Here is a 15,999-nt window from a genome sequence, read left to right on the forward strand (position 1 = left end):
CGGCTCTCCCGCAACCTGCGCGACACCGTCACCCTGCTCGAAGAACTCGACCAGGCCGGCGTCGTGTTCCGCTCGGCGACCGAGCCGTTCGACACCGCGACCCCGATGGGCCGCATGCTGCTCCAGATGCTCGCGATGTTCGCGCAGTTCGAGCGCGACACGATCATCGACCGGGTCATCGCCGGCATGGAACGCAAAGCCGCCAAGGGCCTGTGGATGGGCGGCAACCGGCCCTTCGGCTACCAGGTCGACCGCGCCAACTGGAAGCTGCTCGTCGACGAGAAGGAAGCGCCCGTCGTCCGTCTGATCTTCAACCTCTACGTCAAGGACCGGGTCGGCACCCGCGCCATCGCCAAGACCCTCAACGAGCGCGGCCATCGCACCACCACCGGCGGCCCCTGGTCCGGACACCAGGTGCTCCGCGTCCTGGACAACCGCATCTACCTCGGCGAGCTGACCTTCCGCGAGATCACCGTCACCGACACCCACAAGCCGATCATCGAGGCCGGCCAGTTCGCTGAGGCCGAGAAGATCCTCACCATCCGCAGCGACGGACACACCCACCGAGCCGCCAGCGACTCCGACTACTACCTCACCGGCCGGATGCGCTGCCCACAATGCGCCAAAGCGATGCTCGGCTCCAACGCCGGAGGACGCACCCGCACCTACCGCTACTACACCTGCTTCACCCGCCTGCGCTACAGCCGCGACCGCTGCGACGCCCCCCGCCTCGACGCCGACGCCCTCGACCAAGCCGTCCTCACCGCACTCGCCGCCTTCTACCGCGACCACCAGCAGCTCATCGCCGACGCCGTCCACCACGCCCGCCAGCGCCACCACGACGCCCACTCCGACCGCACCGGCGAACTAACCACCGTCCAAGCCGACCTCACCCAGACCGACCAGGCCATCGACCGCTACCTATCCGCCTTCGAGCGCGGCACCCTCGACGAAGAAACCCTCGCCACCCGACTCGCCGCGCTGCGCACCAAGCAGAAGCAGCTCCGGCGCCGACAGACCGAACTCACCGCCCAGATCGACGACGAACCCGTCATGCCCCCACGCGCCACCCTCAGCAAGATCGCAGGCCACATCGATACGATCGTCGAGGTCGGCACCGACCTTCAGCGCAAGGCCCTCGTCGAAGCCCTCATCCACGAAGTCAAGATCCTCGGCCCCGGACGGCTCCAACCAGTCTTCAAAGTCCCCAGACCCGAGCCGACCGAGGCCGCCGCAGCCGCCCTACCAGCCACAACGCCCCCGAAGGGAGCGGTTCGTACAATGCCAAACATGGTGGGCCGCCAGGGGCTCGAACCCTGAACCCAGAGATTAAAAGTCTCTTGCTCTACCTATTGAGCTAACGGCCCGCTGCCCCTGATCGTACCTGCCGCGGCAAGCTCCCACGAAGGCAGGACCCGTGCGCTCGACTCGATCTGCCCCCGTCTGTCGATGGCACGTAATAGCCCCGGTTTACTAGTACTACAGTGCCTACCTTGCGATCATCCTGTTCCGACGCGTCGGGTCGACTCCCCCGGACACCGATGGGGCCCGGCCCGGTTGCCCCGCCGGCCCTGACGCGCGACTATTTCATGCCCGCTGCTGCCGACGACGGGCGGGAACCGGCATGACGTTCGCGATACATGCGGATGGTCTGACCAAACGCTACCGGAGCCGGACCGTGGTGGACTGCCTTGACCTTCAGGTGATGTCCGGTGACCGGTTCGGGTTTCTCGGCCCCAACGGCTCGGGCAAGTCCACGACCGTCCGCATGCTGCTCGGGCTGGTACGCCCGAGCGCCGGAAGTGTCCGGCTGCTCGGCCGGAGCATGCCCCGCCATGCCCGGCAGGTGCTGCCAAAGATCGGCGCACTCGTGGAGGCCCCCGCGTTCCACACCTTCCTGCCCGCCCGGGTCGAGCTGGCTGCGCTGGACTCGGCCGGGCGTGGGGGTGTCCGGCGCTCGCGCCGCAAGCGGATCGAGGAAGCTCTTGAACGGGTCGGGCTCGGCGACGTCGACGACCGGCCCATCAGCAGGTTCTCGCTGGGGATGAAACAGCGACTTGCCCTTGCCGCGGCACTGTTACGTCACCCCAAACTACTCATTCTGGACGAGCCGACGAACGGGCTTGATCCGCAGAGTATCCGGGAGATTCGTGACCTGCTGCTCGAACTGAATGCCGCGGGAACGACCGTCTTCATGTCCTCGCACCTGCTCGCGGAGGTCGAGATGCTCTGCACCGAAACGGCGATCATCTGCGATGGCCGTCTTGTCGCCCACGACTCGCTTGACGCGCTGTGTGGTCCGACCGGCCGGGTGACGCTGCGCACCCCGGACTCCGACCTTGCCGCGCACCTGCTCGAGCGCGTGCTGGAGGCCCGGGAGGGACACTCCCTGATCGCGCGGACGCGGAACCCCATGGCGCTCAACGCCGCGCTGGTCTCGGCCGGTGTGCGGGTGCACGAGCTGGTGGTGGAGCGGCGAACTCTCGAGGATGTCTTCCTCGAGCTGACCGGTAGCGACGGAAGCAGCGGAAGCGACGACTGGGATTCCGCCGTGGGTGAGCGATGATCCGGGTCGAGTTACACCTCCTGTTGATACGGCGGCGGACGTGGGTGTCGGTGTTGATGCTTGCGACGCTCCCGGTCATCGTCGCCGTCTTCATGAAGATCAGCGGGGTCGGTTCGAAACCGGTGGGCCCGGCCTTCCTTGCCGAGGTCGTCCGCAACGGCACGTGGTTCCCGGTCGCGGCCCTCGCTCTCGTCCTACCGTTGTTCCTGCCGGTGGCGGTGCTTCTGCTGGCTGGAGAGGCAATCGCGGGCGAAGCGAACGCCGGTACCCTCCGTTATCTTGTGATACGCCCGGTCGGACGAGGGCGGTTACTGGCCGCCAAGATGATTTCGATCATCGCCTACCTGCTGATCGCGGTGAGCGCGGTGACCTCGACCGCGTTCACGGTCGGATGGGGGCTGTTCGGGCTCGCTCCCATACAGCCGCTGTCCGGTACAGGTCCGCCCTTCTCCCTGCCGGAGGCGGCGGCCCGCATCGGGTTGTCTGCGCTGTTCGTGGCCGCCTCCATGCTCGGGATCGCCGGATGCGGGCTGTTCCTGTCAACGATCGCATCCACACCGCTCGCGGCTACCCTCGGCGCGCTCGGCATCCTGGTCACCGCGGGCGTGCTCGACCAGCTCCCGTCCGCCGAGATCATCCAGCCCTACCTGCCCACGCACTACTGGATGGCGTTCGTCGACCTGTTCCGCGAACCGGTCCCCTGGTCCGGCATGAAACATGGGCTGATGCTCGAGGGAGGCTACGGCACGGCCATGCTCGCCCTGGCCCGGATCGTGTTCGCAACCCGGGACATCACGAGCTGACCCGGAACATCACGAGCCGGTCCAGGAGACCATGAGCCGGTCAGGCCAGGGACGTCACGAGCTGGCCCGGCCCGCGGCGACCGCGGCACGGCGGCTGCCGGCGCGGGTCCGTAGCGGGTCCGGTGCAAGGGCCAGCGCGAACCGCCGCAGGTATTCGTACTCGAGGCTGAGCATCCGTGAAGTGTGGGTGTCGAACGCCTCCCTGGTGCCGTGCAGGAACGTCTCGTGCCGGGTCTCGTGCAGGTGTTCCACTTCGCGGACGAGGTCCTCGTCGGACAGCTCGCCCGGCGGGACGCCTTCAGGACGATGCTTCATACCATCCCCGGTACCCGCCTGGCCTGCTGCGGTCACCTACCGCCAGTCACCACCAGAACGGATCGAGGTCGTCCAGGACGACACCCGCGAGCGCTTCAAGATCATTTTCGACGTGGCTGTGGCGCAGGTAGAAACCAAGGTCCGCGACACGCCGGGCGTAGCCACGGTCGGAGCACAACGGACCCGGGCCGAGCGCGCGCCCCACCAGGTCGATCACCTCCGCCGCACCTGCCTCGATCGTGGCCCGCACCTGCAACGCACGCCGCCGTGCCGACCCGCCGGCATCGTCCGGATCGGCATCGATTTCCCGTGCCGCCGTCTCCAGGACGCAGCGCCCGGCCATCAGCAGTGCGTCCACCCGGCCCAGGTGGGCCAACGCGCGCGCGTCCAGCGGCCGCCCGGGTTGACCGGCGGGCCCATGGTTACCGGCGGAGCCGTATTGGCCGGCGGAATGGTCGGCCCAGCCTTCGTGGTCGGCTCGGCCGAGACGGCCGGCGGCGAACAGCGGACGGGCCACTCCTATCGCGCCACCGAACCAGCAGGCCGCAACCCCTGCCGCGGCATGCCAGAAGACAGGCCGGTCCGTGTACGTCGCGACCGCACCGGACCGGCCGGGCGTCCCGACAGGTCCACCCACCGGGACGGCCTGCGCCCCGTCGAACAGGACGGTCGCGGTGTCGGCACCGGTCATCATCTGGGACGCTCGCCCGCCCGCAGCCACCGCGATGTTGCGATCGTCCAGCCGCACGGCGAACAGCTGGCGTGCCTCCCCGGTCCTGACGGCAGTGATCTCGGCTGTCACCAACGCGTGGGTGAGCAGCCGCGCCCCCGAGCACGATGACCTGGCGCCATGCAGCGTCCAGCCGTCCGGACCCCGGCGGGCAACCAGTGGGCTCACCGCAGTGTCGACGTCCCACACTCCCCATCGTTGATCGCGCTCCGGTGCCGGCCCGCCCAGGTCGTCCAGGATCGTCACTGCGCCGGCGTGCGCGTCCGCCAGCCGTGCCAGCGTGACATCGTTGACAGCGAGATCAGCAAGGGCACGCCAGCGCGTGGCGGTGGAACCCGCCGCGGGCAGCGGAAGATCGAGCCGGCCAGACTCGATGAGCGCGCCGAGCGCCGCGCCCACCAGGGTCGGATCCGACAGATCCGCGGGCAGCGCCCGATCAGGATCCGCGCCCGGCGGAACGTCAAGCGGGATGTCGAACGGGCTGGCCATCGTGACGCTCGTTGTCATCAGGTCCACCTCATGCCATGTGCGTGTGCGGACGGGTGCCCGACGCCGCCGCACGTCCTGCCACCGCCGATCGTGTTACTACAGGTAGCTGTAATGCGGCGAACGGTAATTGATTTGTGTCCCGTCCTGCGGATACCAAACGTGACCCACCCCAGGAGCGCCTACGGTCGGTGACACAACATCCACGCTTGCCCAACGCGTGGCGACAGCACTACGCATGGCAGCAGAACCGGTTAGCGTACCGCTTATATCAGCTAAAACCATAGCAACAGGCCAAGATATGGGGGTGCCACACGATGTCGTGTGATGCCACCATGAATGTGGGCTACCGTCACGGCAGCTACCGTCACGACAGGAAAGGTAACCGCATCGCTTCAGGTCGCCGTGCCCTGCGACAGGCGCCGGGACGGATGTTCCGACCAGTTCTCCACACCCGCGTGGGACACAGCACCACGCTGGTTGTTCAAGCGCTGATCCTTGCAATGGCTGTCGCGGTGGGTGGGCCGATTGCGATGTTGTTCAGGGCAGCGGATCCTGTGAGAGCCGCCCTACAGCTTGGCTCCGCCATCGCGGCGGATACCGGCGACCGCAGGGACGCGGTCATCGCGGACGCCTGCCGTTTCACGAGTGCGGATGACCCGCTCCCCATCGTGTTCACGGCCCGAACGGCCCCGCACCCGGCCGCGAAAACCTATCTGGCCGCAAGAACGAGCCTGACCACAACAGCGAGCCTGGCCGCGGGAATGATGAACGCCGCCGCCCCCGTCATCGCACCACCCACCGGGACGCAACTGGTGGTTGACAGTCATGGCGACGTCCCCGAGCCGGCATCCATGAAGACACCGAAACCCCCGGAGGCAAGCGGTTCCATCACCTTCCATCCAGCCGCTGACCTGCGGGCATCCGTCATGGCGACACGCCAGGCGAAGAGTCTTGCCGGCCCTGATCACTGAGAGCGCCCGAGGGTGCAAGTTGTCCGGTTCCGGTTCCGGCTCACGGCGCCCGGGCCGTATACCTTGCATATAATTACCAGTTTCGTGCACGCGTTACCTGCCCACCGCGGCCGTGCGGCGGACGAGCACCTGTCATCGCCGCTGGATCCGCACCGGCCACCGGCCACCGGCATGGACCGATCGTGGGCATGGACCATGACATCGGGGAGCAGCCATGGCGCCGGTCCGTATCCGGCGTACGACGTTGTGCGCGGTACTGCTGTGTTTCGCCGTTACGTCCTGCCTTGCGGCTGTCTCGTGCTCGGTCAACTCGACGAGCGATGACCGCGAACGCGCCGGCAGAGGTTCAACGAGAATCAGCCAGACCATCGCGCCCATAACCGGCGGTACGGTTCGGGGCGTACGCACCTCCCTGGGCACGTCCTTCTACGGAATCCCATATGCGGCACCGCCGGTCGGCGACCGGCGCTGGCGGCCACCCCAACCCCCCGAATCCTGGCAGGGCGTTCGGGACGCCACGCAGAAAGCACGCCCCTGCCTTCAGGGCAGCCCGAGCGACGGCGGCCTGGGCGAGCAGTCCGACGAGGACTGCCTCTTCGTCAACGTCCACGTTCCTGACACAGGCGCTGATATCGACATCGACGGCGGCCACGATACGAGCGGCAGGACAAGCAGCGGCAGGACGAGCAGCAGCCTGCTGCCGGTGATGTTCTGGATCCACGGCGGCGGTTTCGTCAGCGGCTCCGCAAACGAATACGACGAAAGCGTGCTCGCCGCGGCGGGCAGGGTTGTCGTCGTCTCGGTCGAATACCGCCTGGGCATCCTGGGATACCTCGCCCTGCCAACGCTGAACGCCGAGAGCGGGCAATCGCGGACGGACGACTCCGGAACATACGCGATTGGGGACATCACGGCCGCGCTGCACTGGGTCCACGACAACATCGCAGCATTCCACGGCGACGCCGGAAATGTAATGGTCTTCGGCGAGTCAGCCGGTGCGATCAATACCTGCGCCCTTCTCTCCTCCCCGCCCGCGTTCGGCCTGTTCCATCGTGCGATCGTGCAGAGCGGCCCGTGCACGTGGCCGTTCCCGACAATGCAGGATGCCGAGCGGACCGGGACCGATGTCGCACGCAGACTCGGCTGTACCGATCCCGCCCGGACAGCTGCCTGCATGCGTGCCATACCCGCTCGGACCGTGCTGGCCGCAGCCGACCGGCAGGCCGACATCCTCAGTCCGTTTCCGTGGGCGCCCGTGGTGGGTGGACGGACACTGCCGACGCCGATATCCACAGCCATTGTCACGGGCGCCTTCGCGAGAGTGCCGGTCATCATCGGGACGGTGAAAGACGAGGGACGCGGCTTCACCACCGCCTGGAACGACCGGCCCGGGACAATCACCGACCGGCAGGTGGCCGAAATCCTCGATCGGCATTTCCACGACATGATCGATACCATCCTCAGGGGCTATCCGGCGGGTTCGGCGCCACCGACGGAACGGCTCGCCCGCGTCATCACCGACGCGATGTTCACCTGCCCGAGTGCGACCTCGGCGTCCATGCTGGCCCAGGCCGGTGTGCCGGTCTTCTCCTACGAGTTCGACCTGCCCGACATCGCCCCGTCCATGCCGGACACCCTTGCCGGCGCCTCGCACGGATGGGAAATCGCTTACCTGATCCCGAAGGCCAACCAGAAATGGACCAGCACCGCGCACAGGAAACTGTCCACCACGATGATCGAATACTGGACGCGGTTCGCGGCCACCGGAGACCCGAACATGCCGCCAAACGAAAAAGGTGGCACAGGTGCGGCGGACCGGACAGCCCCCACAGCATCGCCTCCCGTATGGCCGACCCATACCGGGGAGCAGGCACGAACACTGACGATCACGCCGGGCGACATCCATCCGATCAGCACCCTCGCCAGCGAACATCACTGCGAGATCTGGCGGTAGCGCCGGGCCAGGTGCGGCCAGCGACAGCCCCTCCTGCCGCCAGAGGCACCAGGGCGGCCAGGGGCAATAAGCAGCGCAGGTCGAGGACTTCCGGCTTCGGCCGACTTCTGCCTACTCCGTCCGGATGAGACCCTGGACGCACATACCGGTCCCAGGCGAAGGGAGACGATGATGGTCGACGCCCACGCCGTCGTGGACGGGTTCCTGCCGAGCAACCAGGCCCTTCCCTTCACCAACGACTTTCCCAGGCAGCCCGTCCTGAAGATCATGATTCCGGGCATCGGCCGGGTCGCGATCGGGGATGCCAGCCGCGGGTTGTGTGGCGGCATGGTCTACACCACCCGTGATCTTTTCGAGGCGAAACTACTCCCACCCGCGGTGAAGGAACCGCCGTCACCCGGGTCACCTCTTTACCGCTACATCGTCCGCCGGCTGTTCGACAGTTTCGACATCCCGCGTGGCGTCGCCCGCTTCTACCGGCTCATGGCCACGCCGGACGCGGACACCGCCCGATCATCGTTGACGCTGCGCGGCGCCGGGCGGATCACCGTTGTGAACGAGTGGCCGCAGGTGCGGCTCGACCTTGACCGTGGCGTGCTGTCCCCTCTTGGCGTCATCACCTTGCGCTCCTACGACCCCTTCCAGCTCGGGCACAACCACCAGGTGCTCGCCTACGCCTACGAACAGCGGCAAACCGCAGTCACACTGCGGGTCTACGACCCGAACACACCACTGGACCGAGCTGACGCCGTGACGCTGTCGTTCGACGTTGTGCGCCCGAGCGGCCCGGTCCCGATCACACACAACCTGGCCATCGGTGGGCGTCCAGTGCGAGCGTTCTTCCGCACCGGATACCGCTGGACGAACCCGCTGCCAGCGATCACGGCCGGTTGACCTCACGACCTCACCGGATGCGGCGCCGACCCACTCTCCTGGCACGAACGAAACGACCAGCTGACCTGCCGGCTGGCCGACCGATCACCCCCCGACCGCTCGACCCCCCGACCGGTCGACCCTCCGGCTGGTCGACCCTCCGGCTGGCTGGCCGCCCTGACGAACGACCAGCTTGACCGCCCTGCCCCGGCCCACTTCGGTCCGGTTCGGTGAGCCGTGGACGCGAGGCAGTTTGTCGCGACGGCCCACCGTCCCCTATGCTCGACTTGCCTTGCCGACGACAGACACGCTGCGTCCGAGTTGTGAGTCCAGCCCGATCGTTGCTGCCCGCCCCCATCGTCTAGCGGCCTAGGACATCGCCCTTTCAAGGCGGTAGCACGGGTTCGAATCCCGTTGGGGGCACCACGCAGACCCGTGCATGGTCATCTTCCTCCGTTACTACAGGTCAGCTTGTCATCGCAGGCGAGTTCGATCTGCCGGCCCAGCGGAGCGAGCGGTGAACCGGGCGCCCAGCTACGCCAGCCCCACCGTCAAGATGATCATCTTTCTGATCGGCACGGTCGTGGCGCTGAGCTTCCTCTTCGCCTTCGGCAACGTCTGGGCGCTGGGGATCAAGATCGGCGTCCCCATGTACGTGGCTTCGCTCGTGGCGCCGGCCGTCGACCTCTCCGTGATCGCTGGTCTCCTCGCCACCCGCGAACTCGCACAACGAGGGGCGAACGCCGAGCAGATCCGGCCCGTACGCCGGCTCCTGCTCTTCGCGAGTCTGGTTACACTCGCGCTCAACGTAGCCGAGCCATTGATCATAGGCGAGTACGGAAAGGCCACATTTGACAATGTCGGTTCTCTCCTACTTGTCGGGTGGTCGGAAGACGCCATCGCCGCCGCAGTCTCGCTCAACGTGAAGGCGTATGACGTCGAGGCCGCATGGAGGTATGCGTCGCACTTCTCGGGCTCGACCCTGCTCGGGACGACCACGACAGCCCCTACTCCAGTAAGCACATCTATGTCAGAAGTCGGTTTTTCACCAAGACACTTCCGGAGCTGGCTGAACTCGCCCGCAGGATCATCAAGGAATACGGAAGCGACGAGCTGGAGACTATCCTCAATCAGCTTGGACCCACTGGCGTCTCCGGTGAACTCAAGAATCTCATCTTCGCGGCCAACGGCCCGAAACCTCGCCTCGTTCTTCGTGACGCCATCAACAACGTGATCGAGATCGTAGAGAACGCTGAGCACTGCCTTGTCTACGACCAGCCGCTCGGGGAGATGGGACTGTCTTGGCGGGCGCTCACCAACTGGTGGACGCAGACCACGGCCTTTCTGGGTGATGGGAAGGAGAACGCACGCTCCACACGTCTGTGATCGGACCACACCGCCACGCGTGGGTAAGCCTGTCAGGAGGTGAGGATAGAGATACCGTCTCCGAGCAGTTTCAGTCCGAGAACGAAGAACAGGACTGCCATCACGGCGACATTATGCTGGGCTGCCCAGTCTTTCCAATTGCCGAGCGTGGTTTTGGCTCGCTCTCCCCCGAGGAGGAAGACTCCCAGTGGGGCCAGCAGGCCGAGGGTGGCGATCAAGACGAAGATTGCCAGCGATGCTATCTGCTGCCCGACCGGCAGTCCGGCTGAGCCAATCGCGGCGCCCGCGGCGATGGTCAGCGGGGCGTTCTTGGCGTTGAGCGCGGCCAAGGCCGTTCCGAGTCCGAATACCTTGACCGGTGTGAGGCGGTCGATCGCGCCCATCCACTTCGGCAGCTGGGCTTGCGAGGGATCCGCCGGGCGCCGGTGCCATTGCCGGGCGCCGAAGAGGACGAGGAGCACGCCCAGAGCGAGCTTGAGAGCTCCCACCCAGGTGGCCGGGTGATTGTGGGCGGAGGCGCCTCCGGGGGAGGCGATCGCCAGCATCACCGCGCCCAGTGCCGAGAGTCCCAGGATCCAGCCGGCGGCGAACAGCAGTCCGTTGAGGCGTCCCCGAGGCGTGGCGAGTATAAGGATGATCGCGATGATCGGGAGCGGGCTGATCGCGACGCCGGCCGCAAGACCCAGCACGTCACCGAGAACTTTGCCCATGGTTACCTCCAGAGGGAGTCAGGGTGGCGGTCCAGTTGAGCAAGGCTTGGCGGAAGTGGGTGACCCGACCGGCCTGGGCGGGCAGCCGTGGGACTGTCGTTGGACGTGCCCCGGGCCTGCAGAAGGACCCTGGACGTGGGCCGCTGCCTTCCCGAAAACGGTCCTTCTGAACAGCGAGCTCCTCGGCGGTCGGCACCCGTCCAGCAGCTTGACCAGACGTTCCGGACTGCTGAGCGCCTCGTCGCTCAAACCGGCTGACGGTGCAGCCGGGACGGCGCCTGGGCGGAGCGGCGGGTTGTTACGCGGTCGGCTGCGCGGCTGTCTTCTCGGCCACGCGGAAGGGCTGACCGAGAACTGACGACGACGTACTCGGCAGGTCCGCATTCCATCTTCCTGCGCCTTTCCGGATCTGTCCTCGGGAGCTTCTCAGGACGCGAGGACCTTGGCCCTGAGGTGAGGATTTCCGACGACGCCTGGAGTGGTGAGGGCATACGGAACCATGCTGGGAGCCCAGGAACACCAGCACGGCAAAAATAATCATGATATTGGGCGCGCTCAGCCCGTCAGGCATCCTCCACTACGGCCGCCACCGGGTCTACTCGGCGCGGGCCAGCCAACCGGTCCAGAACTACGGAAAGATCTCCTTCCCTCGGCTTGCGGCACACCAACGCACCGCCTGGGGAGGTCCTGTCACCAAAGATTCTGAGGTACGCGCTCACGGCAGCAGGACAGGATTCCTCAGGACCTCCGCGTCACACTGGCCTACGGGCTCACAGCACCACAGAGTGACGACGTCGGACCGGACGGCACCAACATCCTCATCGGGACAGGGTGCCGGCGCAAGCCGGCATGGTCACTGGCCTGCTCGTAGCCCGCCGTGACGCCTTCCCCGAACTCGACAGCAAGCCGGCACGCGAGAATACTCTCTTTCTCCGCACCGTGACGGACGACGCACACCTCTACGGCCTGTGGGGCATGGACCGTAGCCGGCCGGTGTCGGGGAATCGTGAACTGATCAGGCTGGACCCCGCAGTGCCGGAGCCTCTCGAGAATCCGCCCCGGGCAACCACATCACCCATGGCGAGAGATGCGAGGCGGCGCGTGCGCGGTCAGGATTAGTAGTGAGGGCGATGGCGCCCATATTCGAGCGCTTGGCGGCCCCTCGGACCGATCCGTGGCAGGAGAACCTCACGATGACTGCAACGACAGGTGCGGGCCAGTCAGCTCAGCCCGAGCGCCCGGGCATGAAGGATGGGGTCTGTGGCGAGTTCACCGTCTTTACCAAGATCAATCCGGGCCATGCAGATGCGTTGCGTGAGGATCTCGCCAAGATCGCCGGCGCGTCGGCTGACGAGGGGAACCGTGCGGCGATGCGTCAGATCGGCACCCTGCACGACGCACGCCATGTGATATTCGACAACGAGACCCGGTTTATGTTCGCCAGCGTCTTCGACGGCTCCTGGGACACGTACATCGACGACTTCGGCAAGACGGCAGTCGGGGCGAACTTCGACAGGGTCTTCTCACACAGCGAAGGGTTCCCTGGTGTCAGCGATCCAGGGGCGAAGGACTGGTTCGTCGCCCACCAGGAGCCCGCGGGGGTATTCGTCAGCTCCTATCCCGATCTGACCGTTCAGCAGATCTGGAAGGACCAGCGAGTGAACGAGGCGTTCCAGGAGGTGCTGGACACCCCTGAGTTCCGGGCGGCGCTGGAGAACCCGGCCAACGCGGAGTTGCTGGCCACGTCTGCCTTCCAGAAGCTGATGGAGGAAGCCGCGCGCTAGAACCAGGACACAACCAACCCTCAGAGCCGACCCAACATCGGTGGACCGCGTAGGCGGGCGTCGGCCAGCCGCTGCAGGGCTGCCCAGGCTGAGTCCGATGTGGAGGCACGACCGATCATGAACACGGCAGACAGCAGCAGCGCGACCAGCGTGGGCGTCGAGATCGACGACGTGCAAAGCGGGGCACTGCGTCCACGGCCGGTGCCGTACGAGGGAAAGTTCATCTTCCTGCGCGTCGATGACCGCCACGCCGGGCGTGCCCTGCTGCGACGGCTGCTCCCGGTGACCGCGGGTGGTCTGCCCAGCGTGGACCGGAGCCAGGACGCCTGGGTAGCTGTGGCGTTCACCTACCAGGGACTGGAGGCCCTGGGGGTACCTCAGGAGTCGCTGGAAAGCTTTCCGCAGGCGTTTCGTGAGGGCATGGCCGCTCGGGTGGAGCGGATCGGCGACGTGGGCGAGAGCGCCCCGGCCCACTGGGAGGCACCGTTTGGAACAGGCGATGTTCACATCGCGTTGAGCGCCCTCTCTTCCGATACGGCGCAGCTGGACAAGGAGCTGGAGCGGGCCCGCGTCGCCTACCAGGACACGCCCGGTGTCCAGGTGATCTGGCAGCAGGAGGTCCACCAGCTCCCGACCGGGCGCACCACCTTCGGCTTCCGCGACGGCATCAGCCATCCGAACATCGAGGGCGTCGGACTGCCCGGCTCCAACCCGCAGGAAGCCCCCATCAAGGCCGGCGAATTCATTCTCGGCTACCCCGACGAAACCGGCAGCCTGCCGCCCATGCCCAGCCCCGATGCGCTGGGGCGCAACGGGACCTATGCGGCCATACGCAAGATCCACACCAACGTGGCGGCCTGGCGCCGATACCTGCGCGCGAACACCTCCAGCGCCGAGGAGGAGGCACTCCTGGCGGCCAAGATGGTCGGGCGCTGGCCCAGCGGAGCGCCGCTCACGCTGACGCCGGAACACGATGATCCAGAGCTGGGGGCCGATCCGCACCGGAACAACAACTTCCTGTACCGGGAGAACGACGATCGCGGCTTCCGGTGCCCCACCGGTGCGCACATCCGGCGTAACAACCCCCGCGATGCCACCATCATCGGCGACGCACGGATGCACCGCCTCATCCGGCGCGGCACCACCTACGGCCCGCCGCTGCCAGAGGGCGTGCTGGAGGACGACGGCGCAGACCGGGGCCTGGTCGGAGTCTTCATCGGAGCCCATCTGGAACGGCAGTTCGAGTTCATCAAGGCCGAGTGGGTCAACGACGGCAACTTCATCGGCTACCCCGGCGAGAAGGACCCAGTAGCCGGGCATCACGACGGAACCGGAAGCGCCACCATCCCGGAGAAGCCGGTCCGGCGCCGCCTGCGGAACCTGCCCAGCTTCGTGGTCACCCGAGGCGGCGAGTACTGCTTCCTGCCAGGTCTGCGCGCCCTGCGCTGGCTCGCCGAACTGGAGGACTGAGAGCGATTCCTGCCCCCTAAGGCCCCACCACGCTCTCCGAGGAGAGGTCGAAGTCATGGCAGCACAGTTCGTCCCCTACACGCCTGACGTCGAAGACGATGACCCGCACTTCGACCAAAACCTGCAGACGGTGATCGAAAAGACCGAGAACTACATCACCGAGTCGCTCAAGGCCGGTAACACCGGACGGGCCCTCCGCGACGCCCATGCCAAGGGCTACGGGCTGGTCCGAGGGCAGGTGGAGATCCTGGCCGGGCTTCCCCCCGAGTACGCCCAAGGCATCTACGCGACTCCGGGAACCCACGATGCGCTCATCCGCTTTTCCAACGGCTCGCCTCACGCCGGAGCCGACGCGCGACTGGGCAGCGCCACCGGATTGGCGCTGAAAATTTTCGACATCAACGGTCCGACCCTGCTGGAAGACGAACCGGACACAGGCACATTCGACTACGCCAACATCAACGCACCGATCTTCTTCTGCAATACAGTCGAGCACTACCTGTTCATCCAGGAATTGTTTCTGAACGCGTCGGCCTATTTCTTCCAGGGACGACCCGGCGCGCACCGTTTCTTTACCGAGTTTGTGACCGGAAAGGGAACACTGGACCAGGACGACTGGGCCTGGGACGAGTTCCTGGCCTTCCTTCGCCTGTCAAAGATCCCCCCGGTCAACGTACTGCTGTCGAGCTACTGGACGATGGGCGCGGTCAGGCACGGGGACTACATCGCCAAGGTGCGCATCGCCCCCGACCCGCTCTCCGCCGCTGCGGTGGTCCGGCGTGCCATCGACCCGGCCTCCGCGTCGGAGGTCTTCCGACCGGCCCTGCAAGCCGAGTTGCAGGAGCGGCCCTACGCCTTCGACATCCAGGTCCAACTCTGCACCGACCTGGAGCGCATGCCGGTGGAGGACACCACCGTGGAGTGGACCGAACAGCTCTCGCCGTCCGTCACCGTGGCCAAGCTGCGGCTGCCACAGCAGGACATCTCCGACCCGGAAAATCTGGAGAAGATGGACGCGCTGTCCTTCACGCCCTGGCGGGTCACCGCCGAGCACGCGCCCCTGGGCAACATCATGCGGGCCCGCAAGGAGGTCTACCGGCACTCCTCCATCGAGCGCCACAAGCTCAACCAGCAGCCGCGCGCAGAGCCGCGCAGCGCCGACGAGGTACTTGGCCCGGCCCACCATAGCGACGACGCGTCAATCAAGGCGGCCGGCCCTCACGACCCGATGCCGTTCACAGCCTGACCACAGGTCTGGCGGGCATCAGATAGAAGGGCCAGCTAGAGCGCCGGTCAGGTAGCCGTATGTGACCTGTGGTAGGCAGCACGGGTCGGTGGGTGCCGGATGCCCGCCTGTGATCAGAAGGTGCTGTCTGATACGTCCTGGGGTGCGGCGTCCACCGGTGGAGCCCTCGACCGCGGAACAAACCGTGATCAGGCTGGTGCGGCGGGCGAAGCTGTTCGTGTTCCTGTGCCGGTATCGCCACGAGTTGTTCGACAAGGCGTTCCAGACCGAGCTCGCCGAGGTCTACCGCGACAGCCCGAAAGGCCAGCCCCCGGTCCCACCCGCGCAGCTGGCGCTGGCGCTGATTCTGCAGGCCCACACCGGTGTCTCCGACGACGAGGTGATCGAGGCCTGTGTGATGGGCCGGCGCTGGCAGCTGGTCCTGGACTGTCTGGACACCGACCGGGCCCCGTTTTCCAAGGGCGCCCTGTCGGTTTCCGCACCCGGATGATCAACGCCAGGTGGGATCGGCGGCTGATCGAACGCAACGCACCGCAGTCGAGCACACCCTGGCCCATGTCGGCCACTGGCAGGGCCGCCGCGCCCGCTACCACGGGCAGCGCAAGAACCTGTTCGACCTTCGCCGCACCGCGGTCGTCCACAACCTCCATGTCATCGCCCGCCACAGAAACGATCAACAAGCAGCCTGACTACCTGACCGGT

Annotated in this window: 15 protein-coding genes, 2 tRNA genes and 1 pseudogene; 14 read left to right on the forward strand and 4 right to left on the reverse strand. The window is 66.5% G+C overall.

What is annotated here, in order from left to right; translation table 11 throughout:
• The coding region (locus CV1CTNOD_RS01100) for a recombinase family protein (RefSeq protein ID WP_242606262.1) at positions 1–1,320 on the forward strand (1,320 nt) is incomplete at its 5' end.
• Here the strand turns inward: CV1CTNOD_RS01100 and CV1CTNOD_RS01105 are convergent.
• Positions 1,292–1,367, reverse strand: a tRNA-Lys gene (locus CV1CTNOD_RS01105). The genes CV1CTNOD_RS01100 and CV1CTNOD_RS01105 overlap by 29 nt on opposite strands.
• Before the next feature lie 257 nt (positions 1,368–1,624).
• On the opposite strand from CV1CTNOD_RS01105, the gene CV1CTNOD_RS01110 reads away from it, so the two are divergent.
• Both CV1CTNOD_RS01110 and CV1CTNOD_RS01115 read left to right on the forward strand, forming a co-directional pair.
• Positions 1,625–2,566 carry an ABC transporter ATP-binding protein gene (locus CV1CTNOD_RS01110; protein WP_131784347.1) on the forward strand — a complete coding sequence of 314 codons (942 nt, stop codon included), beginning with the start codon at positions 1,625–1,627 and terminating at the stop codon, positions 2,564–2,566.
• The gene (locus CV1CTNOD_RS01115) at positions 2,563–3,369 is read left to right on the forward strand and encodes an ABC transporter permease (RefSeq protein WP_131784348.1); all 807 of its coding nucleotides are present in this window, start codon (positions 2,563–2,565) and stop codon (positions 3,367–3,369) included. Before CV1CTNOD_RS01110 ends, CV1CTNOD_RS01115 begins: the two co-directional genes overlap by 4 nt.
• Before the next feature lie 54 nt (positions 3,370–3,423).
• Here CV1CTNOD_RS01115 and CV1CTNOD_RS01120 read toward each other — a convergent pair whose 3' ends face one another.
• On the reverse strand, positions 3,424–3,684 hold the full coding sequence (locus tag CV1CTNOD_RS01120; protein ID WP_131784349.1) for a DUF6158 family protein: 261 nt from the start codon (positions 3,682–3,684) through the stop codon (positions 3,424–3,426).
• A gap of 46 nt (positions 3,685–3,730) precedes the next feature.
• Entirely contained in the window at positions 3,731–4,921 is a 1,191-nt protein-coding gene (locus tag CV1CTNOD_RS01125; protein ID WP_131784350.1) for an acyl-CoA dehydrogenase, read from the reverse strand.
• Between the two features lie 536 nt (positions 4,922–5,457).
• Here CV1CTNOD_RS01125 and CV1CTNOD_RS01130 point away from each other — a divergent pair.
• The 6 genes from CV1CTNOD_RS01130 to CV1CTNOD_RS24295 all read left to right on the forward strand — a co-directional run bounded on the left by CV1CTNOD_RS01130 (position 5,458) and on the right by CV1CTNOD_RS24295 (position 10,087).
• Positions 5,458–5,874 carry a hypothetical protein gene (locus tag CV1CTNOD_RS01130; protein ID WP_131784351.1) on the forward strand — a complete coding sequence of 139 codons (417 nt, stop codon included), beginning with the start codon at positions 5,458–5,460 and terminating at the stop codon, positions 5,872–5,874.
• A gap of 214 nt (positions 5,875–6,088) precedes the next feature.
• On the forward strand, positions 6,089–7,828 hold the full coding sequence (locus CV1CTNOD_RS01135) for a carboxylesterase/lipase family protein (RefSeq protein ID WP_131784352.1): 1,740 nt from the start codon (positions 6,089–6,091) through the stop codon (positions 7,826–7,828).
• Positions 7,829–7,999: 171 nt separating this feature from the next.
• Positions 8,000–8,722 (forward strand): hypothetical protein, encoded by a 723-nt coding sequence (locus CV1CTNOD_RS01140; RefSeq protein ID WP_131784379.1) that lies wholly within the window; start codon positions 8,000–8,002, stop codon positions 8,720–8,722.
• A gap of 329 nt (positions 8,723–9,051) precedes the next feature.
• Positions 9,052–9,127 (forward strand) — tRNA-Glu (locus CV1CTNOD_RS01145).
• Between the two features lie 91 nt (positions 9,128–9,218).
• Positions 9,219–9,935 (forward strand): hypothetical protein, encoded by a 717-nt coding sequence (locus tag CV1CTNOD_RS01150; RefSeq protein ID WP_131784353.1) that lies wholly within the window; start codon positions 9,219–9,221, stop codon positions 9,933–9,935.
• A complete protein-coding gene (locus tag CV1CTNOD_RS24295) occupies positions 9,932–10,087 on the forward strand; it encodes a hypothetical protein (RefSeq protein WP_165485255.1) in 156 nt (51 codons plus the stop codon). The genes CV1CTNOD_RS01150 and CV1CTNOD_RS24295 overlap by 4 nt, the downstream gene beginning before the upstream one ends.
• A 32-nt stretch (positions 10,088–10,119) precedes the next feature.
• Here the strand turns inward: CV1CTNOD_RS24295 and CV1CTNOD_RS01155 are convergent, their stop codons facing one another.
• Positions 10,120–10,797, reverse strand: a complete 678-nt coding sequence (locus CV1CTNOD_RS01155; RefSeq protein WP_131784354.1) for a GAP family protein — start codon at positions 10,795–10,797, stop codon at positions 10,120–10,122.
• Positions 10,798–11,927: 1,130 nt separating this feature from the next.
• Here CV1CTNOD_RS01155 and CV1CTNOD_RS01160 point away from each other — a divergent pair.
• The 5 genes and pseudogenes from CV1CTNOD_RS01160 to CV1CTNOD_RS01180 all read left to right on the forward strand — a co-directional run bounded on the left by CV1CTNOD_RS01160 (position 11,928) and on the right by CV1CTNOD_RS01180 (position 15,986).
• Positions 11,928–12,581, forward strand: a complete 654-nt coding sequence (locus CV1CTNOD_RS01160) for a hypothetical protein (protein ID WP_347402871.1) — start codon at positions 11,928–11,930, stop codon at positions 12,579–12,581.
• A 117-nt stretch (positions 12,582–12,698) separates the two neighbouring features.
• Positions 12,699–14,051 (forward strand): Dyp-type peroxidase, encoded by a 1,353-nt coding sequence (locus tag CV1CTNOD_RS01165; protein ID WP_131784356.1) that lies wholly within the window; start codon positions 12,699–12,701, stop codon positions 14,049–14,051.
• Positions 14,052–14,106: 55 nt separating this feature from the next.
• Positions 14,107–15,297, forward strand: a complete 1,191-nt coding sequence (locus tag CV1CTNOD_RS01170; protein WP_131784357.1) for a catalase family protein — start codon at positions 14,107–14,109, stop codon at positions 15,295–15,297.
• Positions 15,298–15,427: 130 nt separating this feature from the next.
• Positions 15,428–15,822 (forward strand): annotated as a pseudogene (locus CV1CTNOD_RS01175) (transposase); the annotation flags it as partial.
• Positions 15,798–15,986, forward strand: coding sequence for a hypothetical protein (locus CV1CTNOD_RS01180; protein WP_131784359.1), 189 nt, complete (start codon positions 15,798–15,800; stop codon positions 15,984–15,986). The pseudogene CV1CTNOD_RS01175 and the gene CV1CTNOD_RS01180, both read left to right, overlap by 25 nt.
• Positions 15,987–15,999 lie beyond the last annotated feature (13 nt).

The sequence above is a fragment of the Protofrankia symbiont of Coriaria ruscifolia genome (genome assembly GCF_900634745.1).
GTDB classification, from domain to species: domain Bacteria; phylum Actinomycetota; class Actinomycetes; order Frankiales; family Frankiaceae; genus Protofrankia; species Protofrankia californiensis.